General features: G+C 68.2%; 12 protein-coding genes, 1 tRNA gene and 1 pseudogene. 6 read left to right on the plus strand and 8 right to left on the minus strand.

The genetic code is table 11. The features are described from left to right. Window positions 1-183: 183 nt before the first annotated feature. On the minus strand, window positions 184-1,461 hold the full coding sequence (gene eno / locus G6027_RS05540; RefSeq protein WP_182636146.1) for a phosphopyruvate hydratase: 1,278 nt from the start codon (window positions 1,459-1,461) through the stop codon (window positions 184-186). 191 nt (window positions 1,462-1,652) lie between these two features. Beyond that, window positions 1,653-2,126, minus strand: coding sequence for a hypothetical protein (locus G6027_RS05545; RefSeq protein ID WP_182636149.1), 474 nt, complete (start codon window positions 2,124-2,126; stop codon window positions 1,653-1,655). 358 nt (window positions 2,127-2,484) lie between these two features. Between G6027_RS05545 and G6027_RS05550 the strand changes: the two genes are divergently transcribed. Beyond that, window positions 2,485-4,254, plus strand: a complete 1,770-nt coding sequence (locus G6027_RS05550) for a DEAD/DEAH box helicase family protein (RefSeq protein WP_182636150.1) — start codon at window positions 2,485-2,487, stop codon at window positions 4,252-4,254. Between the two features lie 155 nt (window positions 4,255-4,409). Here G6027_RS05550 and G6027_RS05555 read toward each other — a convergent pair. Continuing rightward, window positions 4,410-4,483: transfer RNA gene (locus G6027_RS05555), tRNA-Met, on the minus strand. Window positions 4,484-4,659: 176 nt separating this feature from the next. Between G6027_RS05555 and G6027_RS05560 the strand changes: the two genes are divergently transcribed. Further along, a complete protein-coding gene (locus G6027_RS05560; protein ID WP_182636152.1) occupies window positions 4,660-5,409 on the plus strand; it encodes a MerR family transcriptional regulator in 750 nt (249 codons plus the stop codon). A gap of 34 nt (window positions 5,410-5,443) precedes the next feature. Next, window positions 5,444-6,307: a hypothetical protein gene (locus G6027_RS05565; protein WP_182636154.1), complete on the plus strand. Its 864-nt coding sequence runs from the start codon at window positions 5,444-5,446 to the stop codon at window positions 6,305-6,307. Window positions 6,308-6,387: 80 nt separating this feature from the next. Here G6027_RS05565 and G6027_RS05570 read toward each other — a convergent pair whose 3' ends face one another. After that, window positions 6,388-7,455, minus strand: a complete 1,068-nt coding sequence (locus tag G6027_RS05570) for an NADP-dependent oxidoreductase (protein WP_206682470.1) — start codon at window positions 7,453-7,455, stop codon at window positions 6,388-6,390. 230 nt (window positions 7,456-7,685) lie between these two features. Here G6027_RS05570 and G6027_RS05575 point away from each other — a divergent pair, with 230 nt between their 5' ends. Next, window positions 7,686-8,573, plus strand: coding sequence for an alpha/beta fold hydrolase (locus G6027_RS05575; RefSeq protein WP_206682471.1), 888 nt, complete (start codon window positions 7,686-7,688; stop codon window positions 8,571-8,573). 3 nt (window positions 8,574-8,576) lie between these two features. On the opposite strand, the gene G6027_RS05580 is transcribed toward G6027_RS05575, so the two are convergent. After that, the gene (locus tag G6027_RS05580) at window positions 8,577-9,062 is read right to left on the minus strand and encodes a hypothetical protein (protein WP_182636156.1); all 486 of its coding nucleotides are present in this window, start codon (window positions 9,060-9,062) and stop codon (window positions 8,577-8,579) included. A gap of 182 nt (window positions 9,063-9,244) precedes the next feature. Here G6027_RS05580 and G6027_RS05585 point away from each other — a divergent pair, with 182 nt between their 5' ends. Beyond that, window positions 9,245-9,766: a flavodoxin domain-containing protein gene (locus tag G6027_RS05585; protein WP_182636167.1), complete on the plus strand. Its 522-nt coding sequence runs from the start codon at window positions 9,245-9,247 to the stop codon at window positions 9,764-9,766. 107 nt (window positions 9,767-9,873) lie between these two features. Further along, window positions 9,874-10,683 carry a hypothetical protein gene (locus G6027_RS05590; protein WP_182636157.1) on the plus strand — a complete coding sequence of 270 codons (810 nt, stop codon included), beginning with the start codon at window positions 9,874-9,876 and terminating at the stop codon, window positions 10,681-10,683. A gap of 25 nt (window positions 10,684-10,708) precedes the next feature. On the opposite strand, the gene G6027_RS05595 is transcribed toward G6027_RS05590, so the two are convergent. The 3 genes and pseudogenes from G6027_RS05595 to G6027_RS05605 all read right to left on the minus strand — a co-directional run. Then, on the minus strand, window positions 10,709-10,900 hold the full coding sequence (locus G6027_RS05595; protein WP_182636159.1) for a hypothetical protein: 192 nt from the start codon (window positions 10,898-10,900) through the stop codon (window positions 10,709-10,711). A gap of 97 nt (window positions 10,901-10,997) precedes the next feature. Continuing rightward, entirely contained in the window at window positions 10,998-12,254 is a 1,257-nt protein-coding gene (locus tag G6027_RS05600) for an alpha/beta hydrolase (protein ID WP_206682472.1), read from the minus strand. Between the two features lie 383 nt (window positions 12,255-12,637). After that, window positions 12,638-12,836: pseudogene (locus tag G6027_RS05605) on the minus strand (ABC transporter ATP-binding protein); the annotation flags it as partial.

Here is a 12,836-nt window from a genome sequence, read left to right on the forward strand (position 1 = left end):
GCGACCCCGCTGTGGGGCCCGGCGGATGGGCCCCGACGCCTCGCCGGGACGCCGGGACGACGACCGATCGCGGCCGTCGCCCCGGCGATCAGAAGGGCGCGGTGGGCGAGCCATGAGCCCTCCTCTCGACTACCTACCTACTGGGGCCGTGCTTTCTTGGGCAGCGCGACCCGATGGCCTGGCTCAGGCCTTGAAGCGCGGGAAGGCGCCGGCGCCGGCGTACCGGGCGGCGTCCCCGAGCATCTCCTCGATGCGCAGCAGCTGGTTGTACTTGGCCACACGCTCCGAACGGGCCGGGGCGCCGGTCTTGATCTGGCCACAGTTGCAGGCCACCGCGAGGTCGGCGATGGTCGTGTCCTCGGTCTCGCCAGAGCGGTGCGACATCATCGAGGCGTAGCGGTTGCGGTGCGCCAGCTCGACGGCGTCCAGCGTCTCGGTGAGGGTGCCGATCTGATTGACCTTGACCAGCAGTGCGTTGGCCGCGCCCTTGGCGATGCCGTCCGCAAGGCGCTGGGGGTTGGTGACAAAGAGGTCGTCGCCCACGATCTGGACCTTGTCGCCGATCATCTCGGTGAGGGTGGTCCAGCCCTCCCAGTCGTCCTCGTCGAGCGGGTCCTCGATGGAGACCAGGGAGTAGTTGGCCACCAGGTCGGCGTAGACGTCGGCCATCTCGGCGGCAGAGAGCTGCTTGCCCTCGAAGTGGTACTTGCCGTCCTTGTAGAACTCGGTGGCCGCGACGTCCAGCGCGAGCGCCACATCGGTGCCGAGGGTGTAGCCGGCCTTCTCGATGGCCTCGACGATCACGTCGAGCGCGGCCTTGGTGGAGTCCACCGACGGGGCGAAGCCGCCCTCGTCGCCCAGGCCGGTCGACAGGCCCTTGTCCTTGAGCACGGCCTTGAGGTGGTGGTACACCTCGGCGCCCATGCGCAGGGCCTCGCGGAAGGTGGGCGCGCCGATGGGGGCGATCATGAACTCCTGCACGTCCACGCCCGAGTCCGCGTGGGCGCCGCCGTTGAGGATGTTCATCATGGGCACGGGCAGGACGTGCGCGTTGGCGCCACCGATGAAGCGGTACAGCTCCAGGCCGGCGGCCTCGGAGGCGGCGCGGGCCACGGCGAGCGAGACGCCCAGGATGGCGTTGGCGCCGACGTGGGACTTGTTGTCCGTGCCGTCGGCGTCGAGGAGGGCCTCGTCGACCAGGCGCTGCTCCTCGGCGGGGATGCCGATCACGGCCGGCGCGAGCACGTCCAGCACGGCCTCGACTGCCTTGGTCACGCCCTTGCCCAGGTAGCGGTCGTCGGAGTCGCGCAGTTCCACGGCCTCGTGGGCGCCTGTCGAGGCACCCGAGGGCACCGCGGCCCGCCCGAACGAGCCGTCGTCCAGAAGCACCTCTACCTCAACGGTGGGGTTGCCTCGCGAATCGAGGATCTCCCGGGCTCCGACCTGCTCGATAAGCGCCATCTGTGCTCCTTGGGGAAGTTCGTGGATCGTGTCTGGGTCGGCACCGCGCTGGGTGGTTGCAGTACCGGGGGCCATTGTTCCACGTCGGTCTACAGGGCGGGCCGAGGCTGCGCCGGGGGCGGGGTGGCGGGCTTGTCCGGGCGGACCTGACCCGCAGCTGTCGAGGTCCGCAGCGAGGATGCCGAAAGGACCTAAAGGCTCTCAAGACACGCGGTGAGGTCGATTTTCTTCACGCGGTCGTCGTTGAGGAAGCGGGCAGTCAGCTTGATTATCCGGCCGTTCACGTGGGCGGTCACCGAGAACAATTCCTCAACCACCTCGCGGCTGACCACGTAACCCCTGGCGTGCTCGAAGAAGTGATCGAATTCGACGATCAGGACCGTGTCGTAATTCTGATCTCGAATGACGCTGGTGTTTCTCCTCGTCCGGTCGGTTGTTCTCCAGATGCCCTTCACCTGGACCCGCTCGCCGACGTCGGTCCGAATGTCCCAGCCGGCCTGACTGAACGATCCGCGCACGCCGCCCAAGTAGGCGTGGGCAACCGCCTCAGCGATTTCTCCCACCATATTCCGGGTCTGGATGACTCCTCGCCTCTTGAGTTCCGTCGTGCTTCCGGCCCACAGGCGGAGTAGATCAGCCACATCCAGTTGCTCGAGATCAGTCATTTCTCAAGCCTATGGTCGGGCCTTACCGAGCCTGCAATGACGGCCTACACGAGGACAGCAGCGAGCTGGGAGTAGCGGTCGCGAGAACAAACTTCCCGACCGCTTCAGCGTGAAGCAAGACATGAGTGCGAGCACTCTGGCCGGAGCGGGTCGTTGTCGTCGTCGAACCCGTCCCTCGCCCCTCCTCGTAGTCTCGTCGGCACCGGGCGCTCACTCCGCCGCCTCGGCGCCCCGGAACCGCGGTCGTCGGCGGTGACGTACCCGGCCCCTACAGTGAGCCCGACCCCGCCACGACCACCCAGGAGAACACCGTGGACTCACCCGCCGTCGTCGCCGCCCGCAACCGCGGAGACGGCTGATGGCGGCCCGGTACTCACGCTCAACGACAAAGAAGCGCAAGTCGAGCTCCAGGCGGGCGACGTCGGCCAAGAAGCCCAACGCGGCACAGGCTGTTCCGTCTATCCCTCCCGGCCAGCGGGTGTGGCTGCTGGAGCTCCCGTGGGGAGGACTGGGCGGCGGGACGCCAGCCGGGGTGACCTACTACAAGGCGCTCACCGCGCACGCCTACGTCGGTACCGCCCTTCCGAGCCCACTGGAGCCCTACGCCAGCAAGCCTTACTCCTACCTGCGGTGGCTGGAGGACGAGCTCAACGGCAGCGAGGGCCCGAGTGCGACCGCTGCACCGATGACGCTGCGCCCGGAGCAACGGGCGGACGTGGACGCGATCGTCGCGTCCGCCCAGCGCCAGTTCCGACAAGTTCACCTGGCCAACGATGTGGGCACCGGCAAGACCCTGGTGGCGGTGGCCGCGGCGAAGGCGATCGCGAACATGCGCGGCGCACGCACCATCCTGGTGACAGTGGACCGGCCAGCGCGCATCACCATCCCGTCATGGCGTCGTACAATCGCCGCGCTGAGTAATGACGACCGGTGCGACGACGACCTGCGTTGGATCATCATGTCCTCCGACAGCCTGGGCAAACTCATGGCCCGGAACGGGCGCCCTCGGCTCAGGGTCGACGTGGCGGTGATCGACGAAACCCACCAGTTCCGGCACGCCAGCAAACGCACCAGCTACATGCGGAGACTGACCCGAATGGACGGCCCTCACGAGAAGGCCCCGTTCGTACTGACGATCACCGCCACCCCGGGCCATCACCCGGGCGAATGGGGCTACCTGTCGTCGCTGTACGCGCAGGTGCACGGCGACCCGCCTAAGCGGTGGGCGGACTTCGGGCGGGCCCTGGCCGAGCGGGGCGTGCCCCTGGAGACCTCCTACGGAAAGTGGACGTGGACCGCGGAGGCCAAGGAGTCGCTGCCGACGCAGCAAGCCGCCATCAGCGACGTTCGCGACATCCTGCTGCGGCACGATCCGCCGCTGATGCTCACCCGGTCGGCGCCGTGGGGTCCTCCTCCGTTTGATGTGGACTTAGTGGAGCTGACCCCGGACCAGTGGCGGGCCTACGAGCTGGAGTGGGGAGACTTCCAGCGGGAGATGCACTTGGCCAGGACGGGCAACAACGTCGCTCGCGGGCTGGCCGCGCTGGTGCGGCTGCGCCAGAAGGCGTCGATGATCCGGGTCGAGCACACGGTCGAGGCGGCGAAGGCCGAACTCGAGCGGGGTTATCAGGTGTTGATCGCCACCGAGATGGTGTCCACGGCCGCGCACCCGGTGGCCGAGCTGCTCGAGGCCGACGGGATCCCGGTCGCGCGGATCTACGGCTCGAACCCGCAGGCCGAGTCCGAGCGGATGCGGTTCCAGCGGGGCGAGGCGCCGGTGGTGGTGTTCAACACGCCCACCGCGATCAACCTGCAGGCGCGCGAGCAGTTCGCCGACGGCACGTTCGCGACCGACACCCCGCGCAGAGGCTTCTTCCACCAGGCCCGCTACTCGGGGCTCCTGGCCGAACAGACGATGGGCCGCGCGCACCGGAATCATCAGGTGTGCGCCTGGTCGCTCCTGGCGGCGGCCGGCACGATCGAGGAGCGAGCGGGGACGGTGATGCTGTCCCGTCTCATCGCCTCGGCGACCAGCACCGATGCGGACTCCTCCACCTTCTCGGAGGTGGCCCGGGTGTTCGGTATCGACTGGATCCCTGCCGTCCGAGTGGCGGACGAACTCAGCTAGGGGCACGTCTCTCACGCGCTCATTCAGCGACGAGCAGGCCGGCACCAGCGGCCGTCATCGTCACCTACGCAGGATGGGCGCGCTGGCATCGGAGCGCCAACCCGAAATGAAGCAAGGCTCGGTTCCCCTGAAGGAACCGAGCCTGTATGCAGTAGTAGCGGGGACAGGATTCGAACCTGCGACCTCTGGATTATGAGCCCAGCGAGCTACCGAGCTGCTCCACCCCGCGTCGTTTGCGTCTGTGAAACTACGTGCCGCTCACCGGAGAAGGCAAATCGAGCGCCATCGCCCGTGGAGCATGTCCACCACCGCCTGCGGATCTGCGATAGTTCCGGCCGGCGGGAATCGTCGACTCACTTCTAGCGCGCTTGACCTTGCCACAGTGTCAAGGTTGATGATCAGGTCATGAGAATCGGTGAGATCGCCCGGCTGACCGGAGTCAGCGCACGCAGCATCCGGCACTACCACCGCTTGGGCGTGCTCGCCGAGCCCCCGCGAACCACCGGCGGATATCGCGAGTACGACGTGACCGCCCTCGTGCGGATCTCCCGGATCGCGTTCCTCTCCGACTCGGGAGTGCCCCTGCGCGAGATCAGCGCGCTGCTGGAGACCGCGCCCGGCAGCATGGCCGACGATCTGGCCGCCGTCCGCTCAGGAATCGACACCCGCATCACCGCTCTCACCCGCCAGCGCGAACGCCTCGACCTGATAACCCAGCGCGCCTCCGACGGCCTACCCCTGGGACTGCTGCCCGAGCAGGTATCGCGTGCGCTCGACCTCTGTCGGGACGCGGTCCCCGACGACCCCGACCTCACCGCGCTCCTGGACCGCGAACAGGACCTGCTCGACCTGCTTGCGCTGAACGGCGACTTCCCCGTAAAGCTCACTGCCTCATACACCGCCATCGCTGCCGACGCTGGTCGCCGCAACCGGTACCTCGACCTACTCGCTGGCTTCCACCGGATCGAGGGCCGGCGGCCGAGCGAGGTGGAGACGCAAATCGCAGATCTCGTCGACGCGCTGCTGGCCGACCACGACCTTCGAGCGCTGGTGGCGGGAGTGCCGGCCGAGCCGGGTGATGAGCACGATGCCGCCGATGCCGCCCCGGGCCGACGCTCGAGCAGCTCCTTCCCGACCCGGCCCAGCGCGAAGTAGTGCGCCGCCTGCTCGCTGCATCAGGAGTACGGCCGTGAACAGCAGACTGGTTCCATTGATTGCGCTTGTCGTCGTCGTGATCGACGCGGTTCTCCTGGCCACAGGGGTGATCGGCCCCGCGACGGCGTTCGCACTCTTCCTGGCGGTCGAGGTGCCACTCGCGGCGATCGCCGTCACCGGTTACGTCCGCCGCTACCGAGTCCACCGCGCGGACGCTCGCACACTCGCCGACGCAGTACGCGCCCTGGCCGCAGAGGACCCCTATCTACGACTGATCGGCACCGAAGCGCGAACACTCGCCTCGCTGGCCCGGTGGGTGACGCGGCGGCCAGACGTCCCTGACGGCGCGGCGACACTCGGTTACTCCCGCGGCACGCTCGGTATCCCGGTGGCGATGGCGGTCGCGGCGGCAATCGAATTGATCGCCGTGCACCTGTTGGTGCCGTGGCCCGAGGTGCGGCTGGTGCTTGACCTGCTCGGGATCTACGGGCTGCTGTTCGTACTCGGATGGCTGGCCGGCCGGATCGTGCGACCGCATCTGATCGAGGGCGGCGAACTCGTGCTGCGCAGCGGCACGCACGTCTGCGCACGGGTACCGCTCGACGCGATCGCGACAGTGCGGCGCGACCGGCGGCTCTCCCCCACGTCTGCGGAGATCACGACCGATGCAAGCGGCGGTAACGCACTCACGCTCGCTGGTCCGGACGGCACCACTTTGGGCATCGAGCTTGACCGCCCGGTGCCTGCGTCCGTCCCCGGGTTTGCCTGGAGTGCGCCCTCCCCGCGTGAGGTCACCGTGCTGCGGCTGCACGTCGATGACCCGGATGCCGCACTGCGTGCGATCACGGAGGCGGTCGCCGGGACCGGGGCCAAGCCGCGGGCCGGTTACGCGCCCTGACGGGCCTACGTGTCCTCTCTGCCCGCGTCTATGGCACCACCCACTGGCAGCCGACCTCGTCGTCGTCGTCAGAACGGTTCTTAGCCCAGCGCCACCACGCACTTGCCCGTGGTCCGCCCGGAGAGCATGTCCACGATCGCCTGCGGCGCGGACTCCAGGCCCTCGTATCGTGCGAGGTCGAGGTTCAGGTCGCCCGACCGCCACAGCTCCGCGAGGTGCTTCCTTGCCTCGGGCAGCCGGTCCGCGAACGTGCCGGCGAGGAAGCCGCGCAGATTGATGTCCTTGGTGGTGGCGTTGAAGAGGTTGTCGGGAGCGGCCGGCGGCTGGCCGTCATAGCCGGCGATCGCGCCACAGAGGGCGACCCGGCCAAGCGGACGCAGGTGAGTGAGCGCGGCCTTGAGGTGGTCGCCGCCGACGCTGTCGAAGTAGACGTCGATGCCGTCGGGCGCGAACTCACTGAGCGGTTCGTCCAGTCCGTCGCGCCAGTTGAACGCGGCGTCGAGCCCGAGCACGTCCTTGAGGTAGGTGACCTTCTCCGCGCTGCCAGCGCTGCCGATCACTCGGCACCCGTGTGCCTTGGCGAGCTGCGCCGCGACGCTGCCCACCGCGCCGGCGGCAGCGGAGATCCACACGACGTCGTCCGGCTTGAGGGACGCCACCACGAACATCCCCGCCCACGCGGTGAGGCCCGTCATCCCGAGCAGCCCCACCTGGAGCTCCGGCGGGCCCAGCTCGCGGTCCAGCTTGGACAGCGCGCCGGCCACGCCGAGGGCCTGGTTCTCCGGATCGACCAAGGCGTACTCGCGGTATCCGAGGTCGTGGTGCACCAGATCCCCGGGTGCGTAGCCCTCCGCGTCCGACTCGACCACCTCGCCGACCACCATCCCGGCGAGCGCCTCCCCCGGCTTGAGGGCCGGCAGGTACCCGGGAGGCGAGACGGGATCGAGCCGCAGCCGGGTGGCCGCGTCCACGGAGAGCAGCGTGTTGCGGATGAGGACGTGCCCCGGGGCCATGGTGGGCATCTCGGTGGGCACCACCTCGAGGTCGTCCACCGCCAGGGCACCGTCGGGATGCCTGACCAGGCGAACCTCCCGGTTGCCCTGCGCTGCGTTGCCGGTCGTCGTGTCGTTCATCGCCGTGTCGGTCATGCGATCCCTACCGATCGTTGTGTGGGCCAGTTCACACCACCGTAAATGAACTGACTTCACTTGGGGTGACTATTGGCGAGACTGCCAAGAGCCCCGGCGGTCGAGATGGGAGAGAAGGGCGAAACGACCCCGTGGTGATGATCGGTGTCCGGCGGTGGGTCATGCTCTTCTTCTGTAGCGTGCGAGACGGCGAGGCGTCACTCGACACCGCGCCATGGGGATGAGGACATGTGAACGACATCGTTCGAACCATCGACGGCCGCGATCTCGACGTGCGTGACACCGGGCCGGACGAGGGGTTCCCGCTGGTCTATCACCACGGCACCCCGCAGGGCGCGGTACCGTTCCCCACGTTGGAGCGCGCGGCGGCAGAGCTAGGACTCCGGGTCATCTCCTACTCCCGCCCCGGCTACGGCTCATCGTCGCCGCGAGCGAACGGGGCGACCACAGCACGAGTCGCCGACGACGCTGCGGACACTCGGGAAGTGCTCGACCACCTCGGCATCGACGAGTTCCTCACTATCGGCTGGTCCGGAGGAGGACCGCGGGCGCTCGCCTGCGCGGCGCTCCTGCCCGGGCGGTGTCTGGCGGCCGCCTGCTGCGTGGGCATCGCGCCGGCAGACCAGTACGACGGCGACATCCGGGACGGCATGGCCGAGGAGAACATCGAGGAGTACACGGCAGTGTTCGCTGGTGTGGAGGCCCTCGAGGAATTCCTGGGGACCCAGACGGGGCTGTTCACGGTCAGTGCCGATGAGGTCGCCGTGGGGCTCGGCGCGCTGGCCCCACCGGTGGACCGTGCCGCGCTGACCGGGGAGTTGGCCGGGTACCTGGCCGCGTCTGTCAACGCGGCGGGCCGTCAGGGCATCGTGGGGTGGCGCGACGACGACCTGACCCACACACGCCCCTGGGGCTTCGACCTCGCGGAGATCCGCGTCCCTGTCTCGATATGGCAGGGCAGGCTGGACGCGATGGTCCCGTTCGCCCACGCCGAATGGTTGGCGGCCAACGTCGCCGGCGCACGTGCACACCTGGTCGACGGAGAGGGCCACCTGTCCCTCATCCAGAAGGCACCGGCGATCCTGGAGGATCTCCTCCACCTCGCCGGCATGGGCTAGGACCTACCCTGTGGGTCCTCCGAGGATCCGGCGGGCGGACGGCGAGAACACCAGCAGCAGATTCGCCGTGCTCAGGAAACCGAACGACCACCAGAAGCCGTAGAAGAACGACTTCTGGCTTGCAGTCAGACCCGCGACGGGGTCCCACATGAGCGCGATCTCGCCCGCCATCCAGCCGAAGTGCCCGAGAGCCACGATCAGAGCGAAGTACCACTGCCAGCTGGAGGGGGCGCCTCGATGCCCGTGTGCGCGCAAGGCGCGGATCAGAAGCGTGGTGAGCGCGGCCCCACCCACGCCCAGGATCCCGAGGATCACTCCCGGGAGGAGATAGTCCTCGAAGGGCGTGTTGCGCAGCCACGCTGTATCGAAATCCATGGCCGATCCGTCGGACGCGGACGTCAGTCCGACGCTTCCCCCGAACGCCATCACAGTCCAGAACGCGATCCCCGCGGTCAGTGAGTACGTCGACCATGGTCGTTTAGCCTTCATCGCGCCCCCTTCGGAGGGTGAACCCTCGACGCGGCGCGTGGACCACGAGGTCGGGGTGGGGACCATTGTGCTCTCCGCCGACGGGGTGAATGATGAAGAACGAGTGAGAAACAGACGTGACACCCCCGACACGGTCGGTTGCGCTGCGCTCTCACCGAGACTCGAGCGGGGTGGCACGCACGATGCGCGCACTGATTGTCTTTGAATCGATGTACGGCTGCACACACGATATTGCCAATGCGATCGCACGCGGCGTCGCTCTGGTGGGTGACGCCACGACAGTCCCCGTCTCGCACGCGTTAGACGAGGACACGTCCGTCTACGACCTGGTGATCGTGGGCGGCCCCACCCATGTCCACGGGATGAGTCGCGAATCGACCCGGCGTGGCGCGGTCGAGGCCGCCGACCAGCCAGACAGTGAGCTGACGGTGGAGCCCGATGCGGCCGGCGCGGGGATCCGGGACTGGCTCGGCGAGCTCTCCCGGCGCGAGGGGGTTGCTGCCGCGTTCGATACGCGCGTGGACAAGCCCGCGATCCTCACCGGTCGAGCATCCAAGGGGATCTCGAAGAAGCTGGCGAGCCTGGGGTTCACCCTCGTCGCCGAGCCGGAGAGCTTCCTGGTCGACACCCAGACGCAGCTGATCGAGGGCGAGGAGGCCCGCGCCGAGCAGTGGGGGCAGATGGTGGCCGCGCGGATCGCGTGACCAGCGATGTGAGTGATCTGCCGGCCCCGTCAGCGAGCTCAGGACCTACCCCAGGACGTACCCCACGGTTCCGCAGCCTGAGTCGCCTGCCAGCGCTGTGGACACGAATGACCATGGCGGCGGCGGTCCTGGCGGCAGTGGGCAGCATCATCGGACTTCTGCTGCCGGAGCGCCTCTACGGCGATGAGACACCCGAGATGGTCACAGCCGTCCTCGCCCAGGATCTGGTGAACCTCGTCCTGGTCGTTCCGCTGATGCTCATCCTGGCCGCCGGTGCTCGGCGGGGCTCATATACGTCGGCACTGTGTCTGATCGGGTTCCTGGCCTTTACCGCGTACAACTACGCGATCTACGCGTTCTCCATCCACTTCGGTCCGCTGTTCCTGATCTGGGTCGCAGTGCTCGGCTTGGCCGTCTTCGCACTCGCCGGGAGCATGGCCGCCCTGGACTCCTGGGGTGTGGACACTCCCCCCGCTAGCACCGTGGCGCGGGTGTCGGGGTGGTTCCTGATCATCGTCTCGATGCTGTTCGCGCTGCTGTGGCTGAGCGAGATCGTCCCTGATCTGCTGGGCGGCAGAGGTTCGACCAGTGCGGCTGACTGGAACGTCCCCACCAATCCGGTCCACGTGTTGGACCTCGCGTTCTTCCTTCCCGCCGTCTGTGTGGTGGGTGTACTCCTGCTGCGAGGTCACCGACTCGGCTATGCCGCCGCCCCGGGGTCCCTGGTCTGGTTGATCCTGACCAGCCTGCCGATTCTCCTCACGCCCGTCGTGGCACAGGCCCGGGGCGAGGTCCCTGAGTGGCCAGTTGTCGTTCCGATAGGGGCCCTCGCCCTCGCCACCGCCGTGGTGCTCTGGCGACTGGTGCGCTCGACGGCACAGCGTTCACCCACTCCCCCGGAGCGCACGCTCGCGTGACGCACGACCCCCGGCGGCGGGCAGGCTAGTCAGACGGTGTGTTCGAGGAGAGCCACAATTCGAGGACGGATCCGGCGACCACGCCGAGTCCCGCGCCCATCGCCGCCCCGAGTGCCAGCCCCGGACCGCCGGCGATGGCAACGCCCAGCGCGGTACCGGCCCCGGCCCCGTAGATCAGGCCCAGGGCTACCAGGGTGCCGGCTGCTCGTGGCTTCATCTCTCCAGCGTAGACCCGCACGGCTCCCGCGACGCCTCGATGTGTGCACGTGACGACCAGGCGGGATGGCGGCGCGTTCGCAGCCCGACCCTGTGGCCTACTGCGACAGGGGCCGGACCTCGTCGAGCATGACGTCGACGAAGAGGTCCTTGTTGTCCGCGCTGCCGAGGCCGTGCCCGCCTTCCAGCCAGATCAGTCGCTTCTCCGGCGCCGAGAGCTCGTCGTAGTACTCCTCGACCAGAGAGGGCATCGCGTTGACGTCATTGCGGCCGACGAAGAAGAACACCGGCACCTCGAGCGCCGGGGCCTGCTCGACGAAGTCCAGGTCCTCCAACTGCGGATAGACGGCGTTGAAAGAGTTGATCAGACCGCGGGTGTGGTTGATCGTGTCGACGTAGCCGTACTCGGGCACGAGTAACCCGAGAAGCGGCACGACCAACGTGTAGCGGGGAACCCCCATCATCTCGTTGAGCACGTCGAGAAAGTCCACGTACGGCCACACCACAGCGTCGCCGTAGTACGGCGGCGGCCCGTTACTCCGCAGCTTCTCCGCTCGCCCGGTATCCCCCTGCTCCTCGAGGTGCTCCAGCGCCAGTTCGTACCCCATCCGGTCGTTCTCGGTGGTGTTGACCATCTGACCGCTGCTGATGAACGCGTGGAAGAGTTCGGGGTGTTCCTGGGCCAACCAGATGCCTAAGATGCTCGACCACGAGACTCCATAGATGTAGATCTTGTCCTGCCCGAACCGTTCGCGGAGGTGGTTGGTGAGCGCGGTGGCGTCGGCCACGAACCGCTCCCGGTCGAGCTCGTCGAACGGCACGGCGCCGTAGGACTTCCCTGTCCCGGGCTCGTCCCAGTTGACCACCGTGAAGTGCTCCTCCAGAGGCCTGAACTCCGTGGAGTTGAAGAATCCGCCTCCACCGGGGCCACCCATCCCGAGGTTGAGCAGGACCGGATTCGACGCGTCGTGGCCGCGAATGGTGATCCACTGTTCGCTGCCGTTGAGCTCCACCGCCTCCATCTCGGCAACGCTTCCGGCGACGGGCTCGCCGTCCGGCCCGGTGATGGGCGGCGTGATCGCCAGGGTCTGCGACGCCAGAACCGCCACGATCGCGGCGAGCGCCATGACACCCACTGCCATCGGCCTCACCGCGCGCCGGCGGCGTCGGAGGATGAGCCAGAGTAGTGCGAACAGGCCGAGCAGGAGCAGGGGAAGCCACGCCCATATGGGCACCGACGTGGTGAGCGGCAGAAGCAGCACGGGCAGGAACAACACCACGGCGGCGATCACCGCCGCGGCGGTCAGCCATCCATTACCTCGACGACGAGGACGCTCTGTTCGCTTGTCGGTCACGATGACTCCTGGGGCTAGGCCCCTGAACCTACGAGGCGGTAGGGCCGCGGTCAACGATCCGGACGGTTGACCCCGCGCTCCCAGAGGCGATCCGCAAGGCCCCGGGGAGGCGGGCCGCCGTGAGATCCGCCCGTGATCCGTCGACTTGTGCGTGCACTTCGGCCTACGCGGCCGTTCTGCCCGGGCGTGGAGAGGTTGCGCTGCGGGTCTGTACCATCCGGCGCGCACACCTCGAGACGGCTCTCCGTGCACCCCATCGAGCCTGCTTCCGATGCGTGGCGGCGGGGCATCGTCGTCGTCACCGATCGTCGTTCAATGCCGCCCCGTGGCACCGCCCCGGCCACGTCGACCCGCTCGGCGGCAGCGCCCCACAACCCCAGCCGTCACACTCCCCCGAACCACGCCCGACTGAGCTCGGCGTACCGGCCGTCAGAGCGCAATAGCTCGTCATGCGTCCCGGATTCCACGATCCGGCCGTGATCCATCACCAGGATGCGGTCGGCGGTCGCGGCCTGGCTCAGCCGGTGCGCCACCACCAGTCCGGCGCGGCCACGCAGCACCGCAGCCGCCGCGGAGTCGAGG

It is taken from the genome of Dietzia sp. SLG310A2-38A2, from assembly GCF_014145095.1.
Lineage (GTDB): Bacteria > Actinomycetota > Actinomycetes > Mycobacteriales > Mycobacteriaceae > Dietzia.

Coding starts and splice junctions, on each gene's coding strand:
- eno (WP_182636146.1), bottom strand. CDS start 1,461: ATGGCGCTTATCGAGCAGGTCGGAGCCCGGGAGATCCTCGATTCGCGA.
- G6027_RS05580 (WP_182636156.1), bottom strand. CDS start 9,062: ATGAAGGCTAAACGACCATGGTCGACGTACTCACTGACCGCGGGGATC.
- G6027_RS05560 (WP_182636152.1), top strand. CDS start 4,660: ATGAGAATCGGTGAGATCGCCCGGCTGACCGGAGTCAGCGCACGCAGC.
- G6027_RS05545 (WP_182636149.1), bottom strand. CDS start 2,126: ATGACTGATCTCGAGCAACTGGATGTGGCTGATCTACTCCGCCTGTGG.
- G6027_RS05590 (WP_182636157.1), top strand. CDS start 9,874: ATGACCATGGCGGCGGCGGTCCTGGCGGCAGTGGGCAGCATCATCGGA.
- G6027_RS05550 (WP_182636150.1), top strand. CDS start 2,485: ATGGCGGCCCGGTACTCACGCTCAACGACAAAGAAGCGCAAGTCGAGC.
- G6027_RS05570 (WP_206682470.1), bottom strand. CDS start 7,455: ATGACCGACACGGCGATGAACGACACGACGACCGGCAACGCAGCGCAG.
- G6027_RS05585 (WP_182636167.1), top strand. CDS start 9,245: ATGCGCGCACTGATTGTCTTTGAATCGATGTACGGCTGCACACACGAT.
- G6027_RS05595 (WP_182636159.1), bottom strand. CDS start 10,900: ATGAAGCCACGAGCAGCCGGCACCCTGGTAGCCCTGGGCCTGATCTAC.